Annotated in this window: 21 protein-coding genes; 9 read left to right on the top strand and 12 right to left on the bottom strand. The window is 67.3% G+C overall.

The window, feature by feature from the left end:
* Positions 1–21 precede the first annotated feature (21 nt).
* Complete coding sequence (modA, locus tag M8A51_RS10345) at positions 22–813, top strand: molybdate ABC transporter substrate-binding protein (RefSeq protein WP_251778137.1); 792 nt, start codon at positions 22–24, stop codon at positions 811–813.
* Positions 814–823: 10 nt separating this feature from the next.
* Here the strand turns inward: modA and M8A51_RS10340 are convergent, their stop codons facing one another.
* From M8A51_RS10340 to hrpA, 10 genes are all read right to left on the bottom strand, one after another.
* Positions 824–1888: a protein-glutamate methylesterase/protein-glutamine glutaminase gene (locus M8A51_RS10340; RefSeq protein WP_251778136.1), complete on the bottom strand. Its 1065-nt coding sequence runs from the start codon at positions 1886–1888 to the stop codon at positions 824–826.
* Positions 1885–2391 carry a chemotaxis protein CheD gene (locus tag M8A51_RS10335; RefSeq protein WP_251778135.1) on the bottom strand — a complete coding sequence of 169 codons (507 nt, stop codon included), beginning with the start codon at positions 2389–2391 and terminating at the stop codon, positions 1885–1887. The genes M8A51_RS10340 and M8A51_RS10335 overlap by 4 nt, the downstream gene beginning before the upstream one ends.
* Positions 2392–2435: 44 nt before the next feature.
* On the bottom strand, positions 2436–3236 hold the full coding sequence (locus tag M8A51_RS10330; protein WP_251778134.1) for a CheR family methyltransferase: 801 nt from the start codon (positions 3234–3236) through the stop codon (positions 2436–2438).
* A 16-nt stretch (positions 3237–3252) separates the two neighbouring features.
* Positions 3253–3771, bottom strand: coding sequence for a chemotaxis protein CheW (locus tag M8A51_RS10325; protein WP_251778133.1), 519 nt, complete (start codon positions 3769–3771; stop codon positions 3253–3255).
* A gap of 17 nt (positions 3772–3788) precedes the next feature.
* Positions 3789–5450 (bottom strand): methyl-accepting chemotaxis protein, encoded by a 1662-nt coding sequence (locus M8A51_RS10320; protein ID WP_251778132.1) that lies wholly within the window; start codon positions 5448–5450, stop codon positions 3789–3791.
* Positions 5451–5502: 52 nt separating this feature from the next.
* Positions 5503–7668, bottom strand: a complete 2166-nt coding sequence (locus M8A51_RS10315; RefSeq protein ID WP_251778131.1) for a chemotaxis protein CheA — start codon at positions 7666–7668, stop codon at positions 5503–5505.
* Positions 7665–7970, bottom strand: a complete 306-nt coding sequence (locus tag M8A51_RS10310) for an STAS domain-containing protein (protein WP_251778130.1) — start codon at positions 7968–7970, stop codon at positions 7665–7667. The genes M8A51_RS10315 and M8A51_RS10310 overlap by 4 nt, the downstream gene beginning before the upstream one ends.
* Positions 7970–8338: a response regulator gene (locus M8A51_RS10305; RefSeq protein WP_251778129.1), complete on the bottom strand. Its 369-nt coding sequence runs from the start codon at positions 8336–8338 to the stop codon at positions 7970–7972. The genes M8A51_RS10310 and M8A51_RS10305 overlap by 1 nt, the downstream gene beginning before the upstream one ends.
* A gap of 9 nt (positions 8339–8347) precedes the next feature.
* Positions 8348–9433, bottom strand: a complete 1086-nt coding sequence (locus M8A51_RS10300; RefSeq protein ID WP_251778128.1) for a methyl-accepting chemotaxis protein — start codon at positions 9431–9433, stop codon at positions 8348–8350.
* A gap of 298 nt (positions 9434–9731) precedes the next feature.
* Positions 9732–13622, bottom strand: a complete 3891-nt coding sequence (gene hrpA / locus M8A51_RS10295; RefSeq protein WP_251778127.1) for an ATP-dependent RNA helicase HrpA — start codon at positions 13620–13622, stop codon at positions 9732–9734.
* Between the two features lie 69 nt (positions 13623–13691).
* Between hrpA and argA the strand changes: the two genes are divergently transcribed.
* Positions 13692–15032, top strand: a complete 1341-nt coding sequence (gene argA, locus M8A51_RS10290; RefSeq protein ID WP_251778126.1) for an amino-acid N-acetyltransferase — start codon at positions 13692–13694, stop codon at positions 15030–15032.
* Positions 15033–15087: 55 nt separating this feature from the next.
* A complete protein-coding gene (locus M8A51_RS10285) occupies positions 15088–15360 on the top strand; it encodes an oxidative damage protection protein (RefSeq protein WP_251778125.1) in 273 nt (90 codons plus the stop codon).
* 10 nt (positions 15361–15370) lie between these two features.
* On the opposite strand, the gene M8A51_RS10280 is transcribed toward M8A51_RS10285, so the two are convergent.
* Positions 15371–15871: a response regulator transcription factor gene (locus tag M8A51_RS10280; RefSeq protein WP_251778124.1), complete on the bottom strand. Its 501-nt coding sequence runs from the start codon at positions 15869–15871 to the stop codon at positions 15371–15373.
* Positions 15872–16020: 149 nt separating this feature from the next.
* Here M8A51_RS10280 and M8A51_RS10275 point away from each other — a divergent pair, with 149 nt between their 5' ends.
* The 5 genes from M8A51_RS10275 (at position 16021) to M8A51_RS10255 (ending at position 19466) form a co-directional block, all read left to right on the top strand.
* On the top strand, positions 16021–17061 hold the full coding sequence (locus tag M8A51_RS10275) for a Fe(3+) ABC transporter substrate-binding protein (RefSeq protein WP_251778123.1): 1041 nt from the start codon (positions 16021–16023) through the stop codon (positions 17059–17061).
* 238 nt (positions 17062–17299) lie between these two features.
* Positions 17300–17581 (top strand): response regulator, encoded by a 282-nt coding sequence (locus M8A51_RS10270; RefSeq protein WP_251778122.1) that lies wholly within the window; start codon positions 17300–17302, stop codon positions 17579–17581.
* Positions 17582–17787: 206 nt separating this feature from the next.
* Positions 17788–18099 carry an H-NS histone family protein gene (locus tag M8A51_RS10265; RefSeq protein WP_251778121.1) on the top strand — a complete coding sequence of 104 codons (312 nt, stop codon included), beginning with the start codon at positions 17788–17790 and terminating at the stop codon, positions 18097–18099.
* A 271-nt stretch (positions 18100–18370) separates the two neighbouring features.
* Positions 18371–18784: a DUF2946 family protein gene (locus M8A51_RS10260; RefSeq protein ID WP_251778120.1), complete on the top strand. Its 414-nt coding sequence runs from the start codon at positions 18371–18373 to the stop codon at positions 18782–18784.
* Between the two features lie 190 nt (positions 18785–18974).
* On the top strand, positions 18975–19466 hold the full coding sequence (locus M8A51_RS10255; RefSeq protein WP_251778119.1) for a copper chaperone PCu(A)C: 492 nt from the start codon (positions 18975–18977) through the stop codon (positions 19464–19466).
* Between the two features lie 4 nt (positions 19467–19470).
* Here M8A51_RS10255 and M8A51_RS10250 read toward each other — a convergent pair whose 3' ends face one another.
* On the bottom strand, positions 19471–20388 hold the full coding sequence (locus M8A51_RS10250; protein ID WP_251778118.1) for an alpha/beta hydrolase: 918 nt from the start codon (positions 20386–20388) through the stop codon (positions 19471–19473).
* A 318-nt stretch (positions 20389–20706) separates the two neighbouring features.
* Between M8A51_RS10250 and M8A51_RS10245 the strand changes: the two genes are divergently transcribed.
* Positions 20707–21789, top strand: coding sequence for a TRAP transporter substrate-binding protein (locus M8A51_RS10245; protein WP_251778117.1), 1083 nt, complete (start codon positions 20707–20709; stop codon positions 21787–21789).
* The last annotated feature ends 10 nt before the right edge of the window (positions 21790–21799 follow it).

Below are 21799 nucleotides of genomic sequence, written 5' to 3'. Positions count from 1 at the left end.
GCCGTCACCCTGGGAGAAACAATGAACCGTCCATTGCGCTGGCTGACCACCCTCGCTTTGCCGTGGGCCGTGCCGATCGCGCTGTTGCTGGGATCGCAGCGCGCACTCGCTGGCGAAGCGACCGTCTATGCCGCCGCCAGCCTGACAAATGCGGTGCAGGACGTCGTCAAAGCCTGGCAGACGCAGACCGGCCACCGCGCCCGCACGTCGTTCGCGGCCTCCTCGGCACTGGCTCGCCAGATCGAGAACGGCGCCCCGGCCAGTGTGTTCCTGTCTGCCGACGAACAGTGGATGGACTACCTCGAGCGACGCCGGCTGATCGATCCCGGCTCGCGCACCGACCTGCTCGGCAACCGACTGGTGTTGATCACGCCGCTCGACAGCCAGGCAGTGGTGGAACTCGAGCCCGGCTTCGATCTGGCACGCTTGCTCGGCACCGGCCGCCTCGCGACCGGCGACCCGGCCCACGTGCCGGTCGGCCAGTACGCGCGGGCGGCGCTGACGCACCTGGGGGTCTGGGCACTGGCCGAAAAGCGCCTGGTGCGGGCCGATTCGGTGCGCGCGGCGCTGGCGTATGTCGAGCGGGGCGAGGTGCCGGCGGGCATCGTGTACGCGACCGACGCCGCGGTTGCGCCGAGGGTGCGGGTCGCCGGCATCTTCCCGGCCACCTCGCACCCGCCCATCGTCTACCCGATGGCGCTGGTCAGCGGGCAAGCCGACGAGGCGGCGAAGTCCTTGCACGCCTTCCTGCGCGGCGACCAGGCCGGCGGCATCTTCAAGCGTTACGGCTTCTCGCTGCGGCCGGCACGATAACGGCAGCCCGTCAGCTTGCGTGCTGCAGGATCTCGCGCGCCATCGCACCGAGCGGCACGCTGCGTTGCACCGCACCACGCCGCACGGCCTCCTTCGGCATGCCGTAGACCACGCAGCTGGCTTCGTCCTGGGCCAGCGTGCTGCCGCCGGCGTTGCGCAGTTCCAGCAGCCCTGCCGCGCCGTCGTCGCCCATGCCGGTCATGATGATGCCCAGCGCATTGGGGCCGGCACTGCGTGCCACCGAGCGGTACAGCACGTCCACCGAGGGCCGGTGGCGGTTGACCGCGGGGCCGTCGCGCACCTCGACCACGTACTGGGCCCCGTTGCGCCGCAGCAGCAGGTGCCTGCCGCCCGGCGCGATGAGCGCGCGTCCCGGGATCACGCGGTCGAGGTTCTGGGCTTCCTTCACCTCGATCTCGCATAGCGAGTCGAGTCGCGCGGCAAAGGCCGCGGTGAATTTCTCCGGCATGTGCTGCACGATTACCAGCCCGGGCGACACGCGGGGCAGCGCCGTCAGCACTTCCTCCAGCGCCTGCGTGCCGCCGGTCGAGGTGCCGATCGCCACCACCCGGTCGGTGGTCCGTGTCATCGCGGGGGCGCTGCCGGCAGGCAGCACGGCATCTGCCGTGAGCTTGACGGTCGGTGCCGGCTCGCGCTCGGTCGCGCTGCGCAGCTTGGCGCGGGCAGCGGCGCGCACCGTAGCGACGAGGTCGTTTCCGCTGTCGTGCAGGAACTGCTTCAGCCCGAGCCGCGGCTTCGTGACCACCGCCACCGCCCCGGCGGCCAGTGCTTCCATCGTCGTCTGCGCGCCCTTCTCGGTCAGCGTCGAGCAGATCACGACCGGTGTCGGGCGCTGTCGCATGATCATCTTCAGGAAGGTGATGCCGTCCATGCGCGGCATCTCGACGTCGAGCACGATCACATCGGGCCACTGGGTCTTGAGCCGCTCGATCGCGAGCACCGGGTCTGCCACCGCATGGGTGACTTCGATGCCGGGCGCTGCGCCGAGCAGGCCGGCAAGCACCTGACGCACCACGGCAGAGTCGTCGACGACCATCACCTGTATTGCCTTCATGGCATCCCCCCGGGCCGCGTGTCGCGCGCTCCGGGCGGCGTCGCAAGTCGCACCCACACGTCGCCGCTCCCGATGTCGAAATAGATCTGCCGGTATCCCTTGCCGAACAGGCTCTCGGAGCGGACGGTGATGCCATGGGCAAGCAGCATCTGTTGCGCCGCCTCGCCATTGCGCCGCCCGACGCTGTTGCCGCCGTCCAGCTCGCGCAACGGAAACATGTCACCGCCGCCGAACACCTTGGCCTCGCATTCCCGGGGCGACACGCCGTACTCCGAGAGCAGACGCTGCAGCATCAGGCGCAGCGCATCCTGACCGTAGCGGGCGTCCAGAGGCCCGCCCTGCTGCACGGCGGCCCGGTGCGGCAGCAGGAAATGAGACATCGCGCCGACGCGATACCTCGCATGCCACAGCGTGATGGACACGCAGGACCCGAGGATGGTCCGGACCCGTTGGCGCGCATCGCCGACGAAATACTGCCCCGGTTGCAAGTCGACCGCCCCCATCCCCCCGCGCCATGAAGGAGTGCTCGCGGTCGCGTGCTCCGGCTTCATGGCTTGCGGTAGATCGACGGCGCCAGGGGCCGCACCGCATCGGTGATGTCGTTGAGGCTCTCGGAGTGCCCGATGCACAGGCAACCTCCGGGCTTCAACTGCGCAATCACGCGCGCCACCACCTGCCGTTTGGTGTTGGCATTGAAGTAGATCATCACGTTGCGCAGGAAGATCACGTCGAAGCTGCCCAGTTGCGGCAACGCGGCATTCAGGTTGGCCTGCACGAAGCTGACGCGGTTGCGCAGCCCGCGCTCGATCAGCAACGTGCCGTCCTGGGTGCCGTGGCCCTTCAGGCAGTAGCGCTTCAGGTAGCCCGGCGGAATGTGCCGGGCGCGCGCCATCAGGTAGTGCCCGGTGCGCGCACGCTGCAGTACGCGAGTGCTGATGTCGGTGCCCAGCACCTCCCAGCCGGCGCATCCCAGCGTGTCGTCCAGCACCATCGCCATGCTGTAGGCCTCCTCGCCGCTCGAACTGGCCGCACTCCAGACGCGAAACGGCTGCGAGCGGCTCGCGGCGGCGGCCGCCTCGCGTAGCACCTCGAAGTGCCGGGGCTCGCGGAAGAAGTAGGTCTCGTTGGTCGTCAGCAGGTCGATCGCGGTCTGAACTTCGTCGCGGTCGGCTTCGCTGCCGAGCAGCTCGAAGTAGTCGGCGAAGCTCGACACGTGGCGGGCCTGCAAGCGCTTCGACAACCGACCGCACACCAGTGCCTTCTTCGCCGGCGACAGGCTGATGCCCGCCGCCTCGTAGATGAAGCGCTGGAAGCGGCCGAACTCCTGGTCGCTGATCTGGAAGTTCATCGGCCCCTCGCCCCGCTCAGGCCGCCTCGAGCATTTCGGCGGGCGCCTGCACCAGCACGCCGATGTCAGTCGGCGACAGCACCTGGTCGACGTCGAGCAGGATCACGAACTTGCCGCGCACCTTGCCCATGCCGCGGATGAAGTCGCTGCGCATGCGCGCACCGAATGCCGGTGCCGGCTCGATGTCGGCCGCGTCGATGTCCAGCACTTCGTTGACCGCATCGACGACCACGCCGATCACCTGCGACTCGTCTTCGTGGCGCACCTCGACGATCACGACGCAGGTGCGCTTGGTGACGTCGGACGGCTTGCGGCCGAAGCGGCCGAGCAGGTCGACCACCGGCACCACGGCACCGCGCAGGTTGATCACGCCGCGCACGCAGTCAGGCATCATCGGCACGGTCGTCAGCGAGTGGTATTCGATGATCTCCTTGATCGCCAGGATGCCGATCGCGAAGGTCTCGCCCGCGAGCATGAAGGTCAGGTATTGCGTGGGCCCGTTCGCGGCCTCGCGCTTGGCGGCAGCTTGCGTCATGGTGGACGTCTCCTCTGTCAGAACTTCGCGAACTGGGTTTCGTCGACCGCGTCGGCCGCCGCGAACGCCATCCCCCCCGCCAGCGCCATGCCGGGCAGCCTGCGCACCACCGGTTTCGGCGCAGCCCCCGCCTTGCGTGCGGGCGCCGGTGCCTTCGTGGTCGCGCGGTGGCCGTCGAGCCGGAAGAAAGCCATCGCCTGCTGCAGTTGCTCGGCCTGGCTGCTCATTTCCTCGGCGGTGGCCGCCAGCTCCTCGGAGCTGGAAGCGTTCTGCTGCGTGGTCTGGCTCAGTTGCGCCACGGCCGCATTGATCTGGCCAACGCCGGACGACTGCTCTTCCGACGCTGCGGTGATCTCCTGCACCAGGTCGGAGGTCTTCTTGATGTTGGGCACCATTTCGTCGAGCAGCTTGCCCGCCTTCTCGGCCAGGTCGACGCTCTCGCTCGCGACAGTGCCGATCTCCTGCGCTGCCACCTGGCTGCGTTCGGCCAGCTTGCGCACTTCTGCGGCCACCACCGCGAAGCCCTTGCCGTGCTCGCCGGCACGCGCGGCCTCGATCGCGGCGTTCAGTGCCAGCAAATTGGTCTGGTAGGCGATGTCGTCGATGATGCCGATCTTCTGCGCGATCTGCTTCATCGCCGCAACCGTGGCCTTCACCGCCTCGCCGCCTTCGGTGGCTTCGCTAGCCGCCTTGGTCGCCATGCCGTCGGTGACCTTCGCGTTTTCGGTGTTCTGCGCGATCGACGAGGTCATCTGCTCCAGCGAGGCGCTGGTTTCCTCGACGCCCGCGGCCTGCTCGCTGGACGCCTGCGACAGCGACTGGGCAGTGGCGCTCACCTCCTCGGAGGCGCCGGCCAGCGCTTCGGCGCCGCTGGTCACGTCGGTGACCACCTGCGACAGTTTGTCGATCATGTGCTGCATCGATTGCAGCAGCTGACCGGTCTCGTCCTTGCCGGTGGCCTCGATGCGCACCGTCAGGTCGCCTTCGGCCAGCCGGTTCGCCACCTCGACCGCCTTGTTGAGCGGCTTGGTCACGCTGCGGCTGATCAGAAAGCCCAGCGCGATGCCGAGCAGCACGCCGCCGGCAATGGCCCCGATCATCATCGAGCGGCTCTCGTGGTACAGCGCGGTGCTCGCCTCGGACGCTTCCTTGGCGTTGCCCTCCTTGACCTGCGTCAGTTCGGTCAGCATGCCGTCGAGCGCGTCGGCCTTCTGGCGCACCGCATCAAGCGACTGCGTCAGCGCCTCGTCACGCTCGTAAAGCTTCTTCGTCGCCGCGATCGACATGGCCCGCTGGGTGTCACGCTGGTACTCGTCCCAGGTGCTGTTGATCGAGGCGAAAAGTTGCTGCGCACGTTCGCTGCTGAACAACGGGCGGGACTTCTCGAGAAAGTCCTTCACCCGAGCCCCCGCGGTGGCCATCGACGCGGCGTGCTTCTCGCGTTCACCCTGAGTGGTGGCCAGCAGAAAGTTGGAGCGAGCCCGGCCGATGTAGACCAGGTTGATGTTCGCTTCCTTGATGTACGACAGGCCGAGCAGTTCGCGCTCGTAGAGCCGGTCGGCCATGGTGTTGATCTGGCTCGTGTTGGAAATGCCGATGAAGCCGACGACCGCGCTGATCGCGGCGACAAGCATGAAGCCGACGATCAGGCGCACGCCGATCTTGAAGTTGCTGAACATGGTGGGTCCCCCGCGGTTGAAGAAAAACAGGTTGTGTTGAATCGAAGGCGGCTTATTGCACGCCCTGGGCGCTTCGCGCCCGTCCCTCCGAGAGGGAGTCCCGAGCGTCGGCCGGGTTGTGGGAAGCGTGGACGCGGCGCATCAGCGCAGGCACGTCGAGAATCAGCGCCACGTCGCCGTTGCCGCGGATGCTCGATCCGCTGATACCCTGCACATGGCTGAACATCTTGGACAGCGGCTTGATGACGGTCTGAAACTCGCCGAGCAGCGCGTCGACGACCAAACCCGCGGTGTGCCCGGCATACCGGACCACGACGATGTTCTCCCGGGCGCCGGGGGCGCCCGGCAGCTCGAAGTAGTCACGCAGCCGGATGAAAGGCAGTACCTGCCCGCGCAGGTTGGTGTAGTCGCGTCCAGCATCGGCGGAGAACGCCACGCACTCCTCCACCATCTCCAGCGGCACGACGAATACCGACCTGCCGACGCCGACCTGGAAGCCGTTGATGATCGCGAGCGTCAGCGGCAGCCGCACCTCCACCGTTGTGCCTACGCCTTCGGTGCTGCGGATGTCGACGTTGCCCCGGAGCGCGGTGATGTTGCGCTTGACGACGTCCATGCCGACGCCGCGGCCCGAAAGATTGGTGATCTGCTCCGCGGTGGAGAACCCGGGCTCGAACACCAGCGCGTAAGTCTCGCTCTCGGTGAGTTGGCGGCCAGACTCCACCAGGCCGCGCTCGACGGCTTTTGCAAGAATCTTCTCGCGGTTCAGGCCACCGCCGTCGTCGCTGACCTCGATCACGATGCTGCCCGAATCGTGGAAGGCATTGAGGCGCACCGTGCCGCGGGCCGGCTTGCCGCGCGCCGTGCGCAGCTCGGCCGGCTCGATGCCGTGGTCCATCGCGTTGCGCACCAGGTGCGTCAGCGGGTCGGCAATGCGTTCGACCAGCGTCTTGTCGAGTTCGGTGTCTTCGCCGCTGACGACCAGGCCGATGTCCTTGCCCAGTTCACGCGAAACGTCGTGCACCACGCGCTGGAAACGCGCGAAAGTCGCACCGATCTTCACCATGCGCAGCTGCAGCGCACTGTCGCGCACCCCTTCCACCAGCGTCGACAGCGACGAGTGCGCTTCTTCGAGCTGTGGGATGCGCGCCGTGCGGGCGACGAGCTGCGCGCCGGCCGCCGCGATGATGAGTTCGCCGACGAGATTGATCAGGCGGTCGAGCTTGTCGGCATCGACGCGTACCGACTGCGTCTCCGGTGCGCGCGTCTCGATCGTCTGCTGTTGGCGAGCCAGCGCGGCTTCGACCACCGCGGGCGGCACCGAGCCTTGCCCGACCAGGATTTCGCCGATGCGCGCAGCCGGCCCGGCCTGCTGCGCCTTCAGCGCGGTGTCGAGTTCATGCTGCGTCAGCGTGCCGCAATGCACCAGGATGTCGCCCAGGCGCGGCGGTTGCTCAGGCAGGTTGCGGATCAGGTCGAGGTATTCGGAAGTGCGGCTGCGCGGCGGCAGGATGTGGACCTGGCAGTCGTCGAGCACGAACTCGAACACGCTTTCGATCGTCGCCTTGTCGGCGTCGCTGCGCAAGGCGATTTCGAAGCCCAGGTAGCACGACTCCGCGTCCATCTGCTCGGCCGGCGGCAGCGCATCGTGCAGCGTGACGATGCCGACGATCTGCCCGATGGTGCCGAGGTAGCCGATGAAAGACAGCGGATCCATGCCGTTGCGCAGCACGTCGCGTCCGAACCTCAGCGAGATGTGCCAGTTGTCGGCGTTGCCACCGATGCCGTCCCGTTCCGCGCACGGCGGCGACGGGTCGCTCGCGGCTTTCTTCAGATAACGGCTGAGCCGCTCGACGAGGGCCGTGCCTGCGGCAGCGTGGCTCTCGTCCGCATCGGCCCGGCGGCGTTCGACGGAGGTCAGCAGCACAGCGACATGGTCGCTGCAGGCCAGCAGCAACGCAACGAGTTCGTCGTCGACCGCGATGCCGCCCGCCCGCACGTCGTCGAGCACGCTTTCCACCACATGCGTGAACTCCACGATGCGGTCCAGACCGAACAGCCCGGCTGATCCCTTGATGGTGTGCGCGGCCCGGAAGATCGCGTTGACGCACTCGTCTCGATCGGCCGCCCGGTGAACGTCGAGCAGCGTCTGCTCCATCTCCTGCAGCAGTTCGCGACTTTCGACGATGAAGGTCTGCAAGGCCTGGTCGAGATTCATCGCGGCTCCTCGGCGGGTTCAGCTTCGCCGCCGTCGAAACAGCCTTCGAGGCCGAGCAGCGCAAACACCTGCTCCACCGCCGGACTCGGCCGGCAAACCCGCAGGTTGCGCTGCTGCCCGAGGGCTGCGCTCTTCAGCATGAACAGCAGTTGCACACCGGCGGAGTCGAGTTCCGTGACGGCCGACAGGTCGAGCTCGATCCGGGCAGCGGAATCGGCCAACGCGCCCAGCAACACCGGCTTCAGCTCGGCTGCGCGCTGGACCGTCATCTCGCCGTCGATGCTCAGCGAGACCGTACTCATCACGGCAGCACCAGCTTCTGCACCGCTGCGACCAGCTGGTCGGGCTTGAACGGCTTGACGACCCAGGCCTTCGCGCCGGCCTCCTGGCCTTCGCGCTTCTTGCTGTCCTGGTTCTCGGTCGTCAGCATCACGATGGGCGTGAACTTGTACGCCGGCATCTGCTTGACGGCGCGCACCAGGCTGATGCCGTCCATGTTGGGCATGTTGACGTCGCTGATGATCAGATTGATCTTCTTGCCGTCCAGCTTGGTCAGTGCCACCTTGCCGTCGGCTGCCTCGATCACTTCGTAGCCGGCGCTTTTCAGTGCAATGCCGACCACCTGCCTCAGCGAGCTGGAGTCGTCGACGATCATGATGGTTTTTGTCATGGTGTGCCCTCAGAAGAATGTGATCTCGGTGTCTTTGGGTGCCGCCGCGGCCTTCGCGCCGCCGTGCACGGCGCGTTCCTCGGCCATCGCGTAGGTGCGTTCCAGTTGGGCCAGCAGCGTCCTGGCGTCCAGCGGCTGCAGTTGCCCGGCCTGTTCGTACTGCACACGGTTGCGCTCCAGGCAATCGGGCAGTTGCTCGATGTTCTGCTTCACGTGCGTCACGATCTGGTTGACCCGGTCCTGGAACTGCAGCTGCACCAGCGCTTCGGCGATCTTGCCCTTGATGCCCAGGCTTTCGTGCCGCATGCGCGCCGACGCGCCGACCAGTGCATCGGTCACGCCGCGAAAGTCGCCGAGCACGGCATTGATGGTCTGCTCCGACACGGCGAGCGAGCTGCTGTCCTGCTCGCCGGTTTCCGCCGCGCTCTGGCGCGCGGCAGCGATGGCTTCGCTGATCAGCCGGACCTTCTCCGCCATCCGGCGCCCGGTTTCACCGGAGCGTGCCGCGAGCTTGCGCACCTCTTGTGCCAGCACACCGAAGCCGCGGCCTTCTTCACCGGCGTGAGCGGCCTCGATGGCCGCGTTGATGGCCAGCAGGTTGGTGGTGGACGCGATGCTGGCGACGTCGGCCGCCATCTCGTGCAGTTCTTCGATGAAGCCGTGCAGCCCGTGCACCTTGTCGAGCATCGCGGCCTTGCTGTGCATCGCGCCCTTCAGCGACGAGACCACGTCTGCGAGGCGGGCTTCGCCCTTCGCGAACACGCCTACCAGGCCACTGCTGCCGTCCTCGACCGACTCGGTGGCGGCATGGGAAGCTGCCACCGCCTCGTCGAGCTTGTCGACGATGCCGGAGAAGCGTTGAGCCAGTGCCGAGACGGCGCTCTCGATCTGGCTGCGCGAGGCCTCCAGGTGGCCGCTCCAGACCGGAGCGAGCGCTTCGCCGAAGTGCTGCTGCTGCGTCAGGTACTGGCGCAGGGCCTCGTCGCCGAGGCGCAGCTCCTGCCGTCTGGCGTGCCAGCCGAGCACCGCGCCGGCCGCGACCAGCATCAAGGCGACGGCAACGGGGATGGCGCCCCAGCCGCCGACGGCCAGCACCGCAATGCTCCCCGCGCCACCGAGTAGCGGGAGGGAAAACCGATGCAGTCGAACGCGAGGCGTGGCGGTCACAGGCAGTGTTCCTTGAAAACTTCAAAGCCCTCCGGTCTTGCCTTTGGGTTGCCTGCGATATCGACCACCTCGACGGTCGTCCGCACTGTCAGCAGTGACAGGTTCGAGATTTCCTGTGGACTATTGAGCGGCCCGGGTGCGCTTATCGCACAGCAATTCAGGATTGAGGTGCGATACGCGCCCCCCGTGTTGTGGCCGCTCCCGCGGCGATGCCGCCGGGAGCGCTTCAGCCCGCCATTTGCGTCCAGGCCTTTTCGAGGCGCTTGACCGACACGGGCTGCGGCGTGCGCAACTCCTGCGCGAAGAGGCTGATGCGCAGTTCCTCGAGCAGCCAGCGGAACTCGTCCAGCCGCGCATCGGCCGCGCCCTTGCGTTCGGCCAGCGCGCGCAGGTAGCGCTGCTCCAGCGGCCGCAGCTCGGTCAGGCGCTGTGCGTCGCGCGCGGGGTCGATACGCCACTTGTCCAGGCGCATCTGCACGCCTTTCAGGTAGCGCACGAAGTGCTGCAACTGCACGTAGGGCGTGACAGCCAGAAAGCGCTTGGGCACCAGCCGCTGCAGTTGCGCCTGAAGGTCGTCGGCCACGTCCTTCGGTGCGCGGGCGTCCTTCAGCTTGCGGGTCGCGGCCTGGTACTCGGCCAGCACCGAAGCGGCGAGCCGGGCGATGTCCTGGGCAATCAGATTCAGCCGCGCGCGCCCTTCCTCGAGGCGCGCCTTGAAGGCGAACTCGTCCGCAGGCAGGGGCTCCTGCAGGAAGGCCCGCTCCAGCGCGACTTCGATGATCTGGTCGCGCAGCTCGTCGCCGGTGCCCAGGCTCATGTAGCTCACGGCCATCTTCTGCAGGTCGGGGATGTTCTTCTCGAGGTACTTCAACGGCTCCTTCAGCTGCAGCGCCACCAGCCGCCGCAGCCCCGCACGGTGCTTCGACGCGGCCACCTCGGGCTCGTCGAACACCTCGATCTCGACATGGGTGCCCTTGTCGATCAGCGCCGGAAAGCCGATCAGCGACTGGCTGCCGCGTTTCACCTCCATCAGTTCGGGCAGCTCGCCGAACGTCCACGCGATGTACCTGGCGCTGCCGTCTGCGGGCGGCGGCTTGCCCCCGCGCGGCACCGGCTGCACGTCCGCCTTGACGCCGCCGCCCGCCGGCAGTGCGGCCGGCGCCGGCTCGGGCGTCTTCAGCTTCAGCGCGGCCAGCGCCTGGAAGGCACTGCGCGCCTGCGAACCCAGCTCGGACTTCAGCGCGGCCAGGTTGCGGCCCATGCCGAGTTGCCGCCCATGCTCGTCGACAACGCGGAAATTCATGAACAGGTGCGGCTGCAGCGTCTCGAGCTTGAAGTCGTTGCGCTTCACGTCGAGTTGCGTCTTCTCGCGCACGGCCTTCAGCAGCACCTCGATCAGGCTGCCCTGGGCGAACTCGGCAGAAGCGACGAACTGCTCGACATAGTCGGGCAGCGGCACCAGCCGTGCGCGCGGCTTCTGGTGCAGGCTCTTCACGAGCGCCAGCACCTTGTCCTTCAGCATGCCGGGCACCAGCCACTCGCAGCGCTCGTCACTCACCTGGTTCAGCGCATAGATCGGCACCGTCACGGTGACGCCGTCCTTGGCATCGCCGGGGTCGTGCAGATAGGTCGCGCTGCAATCCACGCCGCCGAGCCGCAGGGTCTTCGGGAAGGCCGAGGTGGTGATGCCGGCCGCCTCGTGTCGCATCAGCTCGTCGCGTGTCAGCATCAGCAGCTTGGGGCTGCGTTTGCTTTCCTCGCGATACCAGCGCTCGAAGCCATGGCCGCTGCTCACATCGGCCGGCAGCTGCTGGTCGTAGAAGGCGTAGATCAGCTCGTCGTCGACCAGCACGTCCTGGCGGCGCGACTTGTGTTCCAGCTCCTCGACCTGGCGCACCATCTTCTGGTTGTGCGCCAGGAACGGCAGCCTGGTGTCCCAGTCTCCGTTGACCAGCGCCTCGCGGATGAAGATCTCGCGCGCGCCGACGGCATCGACCTGGCCGTAGTTGACCCGGCGGTTGTTGTAGATCACCAGGCCATACAGCGTCGCGCGCTCCAGCGCCACCACCTCGGCGGGCTTCTTCTCCCAGTGCGGTTCCAGCAACTGCTTCTTCAACAGGTGGCCGGCGATCCAGGGAATCCACTCGGGCTGGATGGCGGCGATGCCGCGGCCGAACAGCCGCGTCGTCTCGACCAGCTCCGCGGCGACGATCCAGCGCCCCGGCTTCTTCGACAAGTGTGCCCCCGGATGGCGCCAGAACTTGATGCCGCGCGCGCCCAGATACCACTCGTCCTCGTCGCTCTTGACGCCGACGTTGCCGAGCAGGCCGGACAGCATCGCCAGGTGCACCTGGTCATAAGTGGCCGGCTGGGTGTTGAGCCGCCAGCCATGCTCGGCCACCACCGTGTGCAGCTGGCTGTGGATGTCGCGCCACTCGCGCACGCGACGCGGCGAGACGAAGTTGTCGCGCAGCAGCTGTTCGTGCCGTCGGTTCGACAGCTTGTGCTCGCCGTCGTGGCCGCCCTTGGACGCGTCCAGCCACTTCCACAGCTTCAGGTAGCCCATGAACTCCGACTTCTCGTCGTCGAACTTCCGGTGCTTCTCGTCGGCGGCCTGCTGCTGCTCGAGCGGGCGGTCGCGCACGTCCTGGACGCTCAGGGCGCTGGCGATGACGAGCACTTCCGTCAACGACTGGCGCTCGCGCGCCTCGAGGATCATGCGGCCCACGCGCGGGTCGAGCGGCAGCTTCGCCAGTTCGCGGCCGATCTCGGTCAGCTCGTTGGCGTCGTCTACCGCGTTCAGCTCGGCCAGCAGCTGATAACCGTCGGCGACCGCGCGGCGCGGCGGCGGCTCGAGGAAAGGGAAGTCCTCGACGTTGCCGAGCCCCAGCGACTTCATGCGCAGGATCACGCCGGCCAGCGACGAGCGCAGGATTTCCGGGTCGGTGAAGCGCGGCCGCCCGGTGTAGTCCTGCTCTTCATAGAGCCGGATGCAGATGCCGTTGGCGACCCGGCCGCAGCGGCCGGCGCGCTGGTTGGCCGCCGCCTGGCTGACCGGCTCGACCTGCAGCTGCTCGACCTTGTTGCGGTAGCTGTAGCGCTTGACGCGTGCCTGGCCGGAGTCGACGACATAGCGGATGCCGGGCACCGTCAGCGAGGTCTCGGCCACGTTGGTCGCCAGCACGATGCGCGGCGCGGCGCCGGACTCGAACACCCGGTCCTGTTCCTGCTGCGACAGCCGCGCGAACAGCGGCAGGATCTCGACCCCCGGCGGGTGGTGACGGCGCAGGTGCTCGGTCGCCTCGCGGATCTCGCGCTCGCCGGGCAGGAACACCAGCACGTCGCCCGGCCCTTCGCGCCAGAGTTCGTCGACCGCGTCGGCGATGGCGTTGTTCAGGTCGTAGTCTCGGCTCTCTTCATAGGGGCGCCAGCGCTGCTCGACCGGGTACAAGCGGCCGGAAACGTGGATCACCGGCGCCGGGCCCCGGGCCGACGCGAAATGCTGGGAAAAGCGCTCGGCATCGATGGTGGCCGAGGTCACGACGATCTTCAGGTCCGGGCGGCGCGGCAGGATCTGGCGCAGATAGCCCAGCAGGAAGTCGATGTTGAGACTGCGCTCGTGCGCCTCGTCGATGATCAGCGTGTCGTAGGCCTTCAGCAGCGGGTCGGTCTGCGTCTCGGCCAGCAGGATGCCGTCGGTCATCAGCTTGACGCTGGCGCCCGGCGACAACCGGTCCTGGAAGCGCACCTTGTAGCCCACCACGTCGCCGAGCGGCGTGTTCAGTTCCTGCGCAATGCGCTTGGCGACACTCGAGGCGGCGATGCGCCGCGGCTGCGTGTGGCCGACCAGGCCCTTGCCGCCCGCGCCCAGGCCACGACCGAGCGCCAGCGCGATCTTCGGCAGCTGGGTGGTCTTGCCCGAGCCCGTCTCGCCGCTGACGATCACCACCTGGTGCTGTGCCAGCGCGCGTGCGATCTCGTCGCGCCGTGCGCTGACGGGCAGCGACTCGGGAAACGAAATCGGGGGGATCGGGTTGGGTGGGCGTGCCGGGCGCGGTGCAGAGGCGCCTTTCGCCCGCACCGGCTGTGCTGGCAACGGCTGCCGAGACTCGGTCATCGAGGGGGTTCGTGCAAAATCGATGATTATTTCAAAAGCTTGGCCGCCCCCCACGCTTCAGAGTTTTCCATGAGCCTCGTCTTCCCCCACACCTTCGTGCCCTGGTTCCGCTCGGTGGCACCCTACATCCACGCCTACAAGGGCGAAACCTTCGTGGTCGCGATGGCGGGAGAAGGCATCGCCGCCGGCAAGCTCAACGCCTTCGTGCAGGACCTGGCCATCCTGCATGCGATGGGCATCAAGCTGGTGCTGGTGCACGGCTTCCGCCCCCAGGTCAACGAACAGCTCGCGGCGAAAGGCCACCCGGCACGCTACTCGCACGGCATCCGCATCACCGACGCGGTCGCGCTCGACTGCGCCCAGGAGGCCGCCGGCCAGTTGCGCTTCGAGATCGAGGCGGCGTTCTCGCAAGGCCTGCCGAACACGCCGATGGCCAATGCCACCGTGCGCGTGGTGTCTGGCAACTTCCTGACCGCCCGCCCGGTCGGCGTGGTCGACGGCGTCGACTTCCAGCACAGCGGTGTCGTGCGCAAGGTCGACGGCATGGCGATCCGACGGGCCATCGACACCGGCGCAGTCGTGTTGCTGTCGCCGTTCGGCTTCTCGCCGACCGGCGAAGCGTTCAACCTGACGATGGAAGACGTCGCCACCAGCACCGCGATCGCGCTACAGGCCGACAAGCTGCTGTTCCTCACCGAGATCGACGGCATCCACGAGAACCAGGCCGACCCGGAGAGCCCGATCGACACCGAGATCGCGCTGCCCGAGGCCGAGCGCCTGCTCGCGTCGCTGCCCTCCCCGACGCAGCCGACCGACACCGCGTTCTATCTGCAGCACTGCGTGAAGGCGTGTCGCGCCGGTGTCGAGCGCACGCACATCCTGCCGTTCGCGGTGGACGGCGCCGTGCTGATGGAGGTCTACACGCACGACGGCATCGGCACCATGGTGGTCGACGAGAAACTCGAAAGCCTGCGCGAGGCGACGGCGGACGACGTCGGCGGCATCCTGCAGCTGATCGAACCCTTCGAGCGCGACGGCACGCTGGTCAAGCGCTCGCGCACCGAGATCGAGCGCGACGTGTCCTGCTACACCGTGATCGAGCACGACGGCGTCATCTTCGGCTGTGCCGCGCTCTACCCCTACCCCGAGGCCCGCACCGGCGAAATGGCCGCGCTGACCATCTCGCCCCAGGTGCAGAGCCAGGGCGACGGCGAACGCATCCTCAAGCGCATCGAGCAGCGTGCCAGGGCCATGGGGCTGCAAAGCATCTTCGTGCTGACGACGCGCACGATGCACTGGTTCATCAAGCGCGGTTTCCAGCAGGTCGACCCCGACTGGCTGCCCGAAGCACGCAAGCGCAAGTACAACTGGGACCGGCGTTCGCAGGTGCTGGTCAAGAAGCTTGTGTGACGGGCCGCGAGGCCTCTCACCCCCTTACTAACCCACGAGATACAAGGAGTTCCCCATGGCCCGCATGGTGCAATGCGTTCACTTGAAGAAGGAAGCCGAAGGCCTCGACTTCGCACCCTACCCGGGTGAGCTCGGCAAGCGCATCTACGACAACGTCAGCAAGGAAGCCTGGGCCGGCTGGCTCAAGCACCAGACGATGCTGGTGAACGAGAACCGGCTGAATCTCGCCGACCAGCGCGCCCGCCAGTACCTTGCACGTCAGATGGAGCGCTATTTCTTCGGCGAAGGTGCCGAACAGCCGGCGGGCTACGTCCCGCCGAGCAACTGAGCACACGCTCTCAGTTGAACAGCGACGCCGGACGCAGCGCGGCCGGCAGCTGCTCCAACCGCAGCGGCCGCAGCAGGCGCTGCTCGAGTTCGCGCGGATGCAAAGGCTTGGCCAGCCAGCGCGAGCCGGTCAAGGCGCCACGCAGGCGCCATTTCATGCCCTGGCCCGGGGTACCGAGCAGCAGTACCTGGGGAGGCGCCCAGCAAGGGTGCGGCCGGCGCAGCTGCCGGCACAGCCCCGGCACCTGTCCCCCCAGCACGTCGGCGTCGACGAACACCAGGTGCACCTCGTGCTCGGTACAGTGGTCGATCGCCTGCTCGACCGTCCACACCTCGCGCACAGCGACGCGGTGCAGACTGAGGCGGGTGCGCAGGTAGAGCCGCTCGTGCGTCTCGCAACCTACCAGCAAGGCGCGCGGCTGCCACTCGAGCGCCGGCAGCAGACTGCTCTTGGCATGGCGGCGCACATGCGGCTTGCCGCCAGCGGGTCGGGGGGTGGGACGGCTGCTCACGACGCGCATCTTCGAGACGCCGGTTCGGCACTGCAAGCGGCAAAAGTCACACAAAGCGCCCTGGGGTGAAATTCCTTTTCCTTGATTTGATCGTGAGAATCATTCTTGTTCGTGCTTACAATGCGCGCTGTCCAGGAAAAGGAGATCCCATGGTCCGCCGCTTCGCCGCCCCGTTGACGCTGTTCGCGCTCGCCGCATCATTGCAGGCCCCTGCCGCTCAGGCGCAGGAACTGAACCTCTACTCGGCCCGCCACTACCAGACCGACGAAGCGCTCTACGAGAACTTCACGAAGGCGACCGGTATCAAGATCAACCGCGTCGATGCGGACGATGCCGGCATCCTCGCCCGTCTGAAGAGCGAAGGAGAGGCCAGCCCTGCCGACGTGATCCTGCTGGTCGACGCCGCCCGCCTGTGGCGTGCCGAACAGGACGGCCTGTTCCAACCGGTGCGCTCGCGCGTGCTCGACGAGCGCATCCCGCAAACACTGCGCAGCGAAGACAAGGGCCAAGGCTCGCAGTGGTACGGCTTCTCGACCCGCGCCCGCGTGATCGTCTACAACAAGGCCACCGTCAAGCGTGACGACGCCGACACCTACGAGGAACTGGCCGACCCGAAGAACAAGGGCAAGGTCTGCACCCGTTCCGGCTCGCACCCGTACAACCTGTCGCTGTTCGGTGCGCTGATGGAGCATCTCGGTGCCGAGAAGGCCGAAGCCTGGGCCAAGGGTGTCGTGGCGAACATGGCGCGCGACCCGAAGGGCGGCGACACCGACCAGATCAAGGCGGTCGCCAGCGGCGAATGCGGCATTGCGGTGTCCAACAGCTACTACGTCGCCCGCCTGATGCGCTCGACCAAGCCGGAAGACCGCGCGGTGATGGAAAAGGTCGGCGTGGTGTTCCCGAACCAGCAGAGCTGGGGCACGCACGTCAACATCGCCGGCGGTGCGGTGGCTCGCTACGCAAAGAACCGCGAAGCGGCGGTCAAGTTCCTCGAGTACCTGTCCAGCCCCGAGGCGCAGACCTACTTCGCCAACGGCAACAACGAGTACCCGGCCGTGCGCTCCGTCAAGGTGCCCAACCCGGCCCTCGACGCACTGGGCGAGTTCAAGACCGAGCTGATCCCGATCTCTGTGGTCGGCGCCAACCAGGGCAAGGTGCAGCAGATGCTCGATCGCGTCGGCTACAAGTAAGCGGCCTTTCACGTCCGTCGAAAGACGCCCGCCCGGTTCGCCGCGCGGGCGTTTTTCTTTTTTTTGCGTCGAGTTCGCCTGAACTGCTTCCAAGGGTTGGCGAGACAGCACACCAGTACGGCGTCCCCCAGATCCCTTGCAGGAAAGCGCGTCTTCGCTCGCAGCGCGCTGGAGCGGCTGGCGCTGGCCGCCGCCGTCACCCGCGTGGGCCTCTGGAAATACGATCTGCGAACCAGACATGCCGAGTCGAACGACGGCATGTACCGGCTGCTGGGCCACGCTTCGGCAGGGCGCCCTTCGCCGCGCGAGCTCTGGAGACAGGCTGTCGACCCGCAGCCCGGCCACCGCCGCACGCGGTGCGCCCCAGTACGAAGTGGTCGACAGCGGCATCGCCGTCACGGCCGCGGCCCTGCCCGAAGATCACGAGCAGGCGTTGCGCTCGGGTTTCGGCGGCCACTGGACCCAACCGATATCCCTGCCGGCGTTTCTGGCCGGCATACGCGAGCACCTGGGAAACTGAAACCCACGCCCGTGCCGGGCCGGAATCGCTTCGGAGACGTCAATTTCGGCCGGCGACACGGTTACACGAGAAACCGAATTTCATCGAACCCGGCGCCCCGCCGCGGGCTGCAATTTTCTTCGTTGCGACTTGCAGCGTCATAAAGCCGCGGCTATTATCCCGTCGTACGAATTTCCCCTCCCCAACCATTTTTCGAGCATATTCGCATGGCCACCTACCAGGAACTTCTTGCACAGAAAGCCGACCTCGAAAAGCAAATCGAGAACGCGCGTAAACAGGAGCTTTCCGACGCGATCGCTCAGATCCGTTCGCTGATGTCGCAATATGGCCTCAGCGTCGCGGACATTGCCGGCAAGGCAGGCAGCGGCGGCAAAGCCAGCGCCACCAAGGGCAGCAAGGTCGCGCCGAAATACCGCAATCAGGCCACCGGTGAAACCTGGACCGGCCGCGGCCGTCAACCGAAATGGGTGGAGCAGGCCTTGGCCTCCGGCAAAAGCCTCGACCAACTGGCGATCTGAGCCCATCTGCTGCAGCCGCAGCGGTGGTTAAATGCCCGCCCTGTGCGGGCATTTGCATTTCTGCGAACCGATCGCACCGGGTACCCCCTTGCCGCCACACCGCGCAACGCCGACCGATACCCGTGCACCGGTGCGAATAACGGAGAATCCACGCCGCTTTCGCAAGGAAATGTGTGAATAAGCGGAGTGGCGTTGCTGCAAATAACCGCCGCCGCGCCGCCGCGCCGGCCCTGCATGATGGCGCGTCGGCTGAGGCACAATCGCCCCCCATATGTCCTTGCGTTCCTGGTCCACCCGCTGCGCCTTCTGGGCTGTCGCCGCATCGTTGCTGCTGAAGGCAGCGGTGCCGCTGCTGGCGGCTGCAGCGGCGCAGGTCCAGGGGCGCACGCTGGTCGAGATCTGTACCGTCTACGGCGTCAGGACGGTCGTGCAGGGGGAAGAGGCCGCCGCGCTCGATGCCGACGACGGCCAGGGCCATGACACCCGCACGCTGCACGGAGACAGCCACTGCGTCCTGACCGGCCTGCTCGCGCTGGCAGGCGCAACATCAGCAGAGGCGGCACTCGATGCGCCAGCGGCGGCCTCGCGGCCACGGCTGCCGGTGCTCGGGCCCCCGCTGGCCACGCTCGACAAGAATCTTCGATGGGTGATGCGGCTCAAACACGGCCCGCCAGCGCGCGCGTGAACGGCGCCACGTAGCCGCGCGCGTTCTGCCCCGCGTGTGCCGAGACTGCCTGCGTCTTGCGCCTGGCCTCCCCTGAACACCCTTGTCGCGTGCCTTCGCGCACGCCGCTCATACCGAATTCATCGCCGCACCCGACAGCCGCGCGCCCGGCTGCCCGATGCGACCCCGCTCATTTCGAAAGGATTTCCCCATGTCCCGCTTCTCTGCCCTGCTCGCCACCTCGCTTGCGGCCGTCGTCCTGCCCGTCGCCGCGCACAGCTACAAGGTCGGCGACCTGCACATCGGCCATCCATGGGCGCGCCCGACCGTCGCCGGGCAGACTGCCGGCGGTGCCTTCCTGAAGATCGAGAACCGCGGCCGGGCTGCCGACAAGCTGCTGTCGGCACGCTCGGACGTGGCCGCGTCCACCGAACTGCACAGCATGACGATGGACGGCCATGTGATGCGCATGCGCGAGATGGACGAGCTGCCGCTGCCGGCCGGCCAGACGGTCGAGCTGAAACCGGGCGGCCTGCACATCATGTTCACCGGCCTGAAGGCGCCGCTGAAGACCGGCGACCGTGTGCCGCTGATCCTGAAGTTCGAACGCGCCGGCGAGGTGACCGTCGAGGTGAAGGTCGAAACCCCGGCCGCACCGGCCGCCACGCCGGCACCCACCCCCGCCGGCCACGAGCACCACTGAGCCCTCAGCGCAGCAAGCCGTCGATGAAGCGGTCGACCTGCTCGGTGTAGCGCCCGGGCAGGCCGAGCTGCTGGTTGATCTCGCGGTGCGTCAAAGGCTGCTCCAAGACCACCGCTACGCCGCCCTGTGCGCGCAGCTTGCCGGCATGGTCGCGCGCCTGCGGACACACTTGCTCGCGGCGCGACGAGCACACCAGCAGCATCGGCCGCGGCGTGGCCTTCGACGCCGGCAGACGATGCGCCGGCGATGTCGCGATCCAGAAGTCGCGGTCGGTGCCGAAGGCCTCGTCGTACAGCTTCGGGTGCCGCCCTTCCATCGTTGCCACCACATCGAGCGCCGCACTGTCGAGCGAGACGGTGCCGAGCCACTCCTGCGCACCTTCGCCGCGCGGCAGCGCCGGGTCGGACGCGAGCAGCGCCACCAGATGGGCGCCCGCCGAATGCCCCATCACCACGAAGCGGCCGGCGTCGCCACCCCATGAGGCAGCTTGCCGCTGGGCGAACGCCAGCGCTCGCGCCACGTCGCGCGCCTGCTGCAGCGGGTCGGCTTCGGGCAGCATGCGGTAGTTGGTCGAGACGACCACGTGGCCGCGGGCTGTCCAATGTTCCACCTTGTGCTGCACCACCGCGGCGTGCGCCTTGTCGCCATGCCGCCAGCCGCCCCCATGCACGAGAAACAGCACCGGCGCCCCCTGCACGCCTGCGGGCACATAGGCGTCGATGCGCTGCGCCTTGTCCGGGCCGTAAGACAGGTCGCGGTGCAGCGTCACGCCGGTCGGCAAGGCGATGCCCTCGGCGTCCGCATGGCGGGCGGCCTCGCGCCGTTGCGCCAGGCGCTCGCGCAGCGGCCCGGCCGCAGCCGGCAGGCTGGTGGTGATCGCCAGCAGCACGACGGCGCAGGCTCTGAGTGTCCGGGAATTCATCGTGGCTCCTTCGCCGTTCTATCGACCGGCGTGCAGCGATTCTCGGCAGCGGTCTGCAAACCGACGCGGCCGCAACGTAAAGAAGCTCGAAGCAGGTGTTGCAAACGCCGTCCGCGGCCCGCGCGCAGCGCCTGGTTCCAAGCACAACCCGCCTGAACGGCACCTAAAAATTCGACCCTCCTACGTAGTTCCGCGAGCAGGACTATTCCTCTGGGGCGCAGCGGCACGCCTGCCTAGAATTTTTCCAGGCGCTGCGGCGCAGCGCCCGCGATGCTTCGCTCGCATCGACCACACCAACCACAGAGGAACACAGTACCCATGGAACGTCGCTCCTTCATTCGCAGTACCGGCCTGGCCGGCGTGCTCGCCGCTGGCGTCGCGCCCGCGGTGGTGCATGCGCAGGCCAGCCTGCGCTGGCGCATCGCCTCCAGCTTCCCGAAGACGCTCGACACCATCTACGGCGGCGCCGAGGTGTTCGCGCAGAAGGTCAACGAGATGAGCGGGGGCAAGTTCCAGATCACGGTGCATGCCGCCGGTGAGCTGATGCCCCCGTTCGGCGTCGTCGACGGCGTGCAGAACGGCACCGTCGAGATCGCCCACACGGCGCCCTACTACTTCTTCGGCAAGGACGACACCTTCGCGATCGGCGGCGCCATCCCCTTCGGCATGAATTCGCGCCAGATGACGGCCTGGATGCACGAAGGCAACGGCATGAAGCTGATGCGCGAGTTCTACGCGCAGTACAACATCATCAACTTCTCCGGCGGCAACACCGGTGCGCAGATGGGCGGCTGGTTCCGCAAGGAGATCAAGACGCTGGCCGACATGAAGGGCCTGAAGTTCCGCGTCGGCGGCTTCGCCGGCAAGGTGATCGAGCGCCTGGGTGGCGTGCCGCAGAACATTCCCGGCGGCGAGATCTACCAGGCGCTGGAAAAGGGCACCATCGACGCGGCCGAGTGGATCGGCCCGTACGACGACCTCAAGCTCGGCTTCTTCAAGGTTGCGCCCTACTACTACTACCCGGGCTGGTGGGAAGGCGGCCTGGAGCTCGCGTTCTACGTCAACACCAAGGCCCACGCCGGCCTGTCTGCCGAGTACAAGGCCATCATCGAAGCTGCGTCCTCTCATGCCCACCTCGACATGCAGGCCAAGTACGACGGCCGCAATCCGCAGGCGCTGAAGCAGCTGGTGGCGCAGAAGGTCAAGCTCACGGCCTTCCCGAAGGATGCGATGGATGCGGCCTTCAAGGAGTCGATGGCGCTGTACTCGGAGCTGTCCGCGAAGAACCCGTCGTGGAAGAAGATCTACAGCGACTACGCGGCCTTCCGCCGCGACCAGAACCTCTGGTTCCGCTTCACCGAAGCCCAGTTCGACCGCTACATGCAGGCAGCCCGCCTGTGATGCGGGCCGG

This window comes from Caldimonas mangrovi (assembly GCF_023721835.1).
Lineage (GTDB): Bacteria > Pseudomonadota > Gammaproteobacteria > Burkholderiales > Burkholderiaceae_C > Caldimonas > Caldimonas mangrovi.
This window is presented reverse-complemented; position numbering and strand designations above follow the sequence as displayed.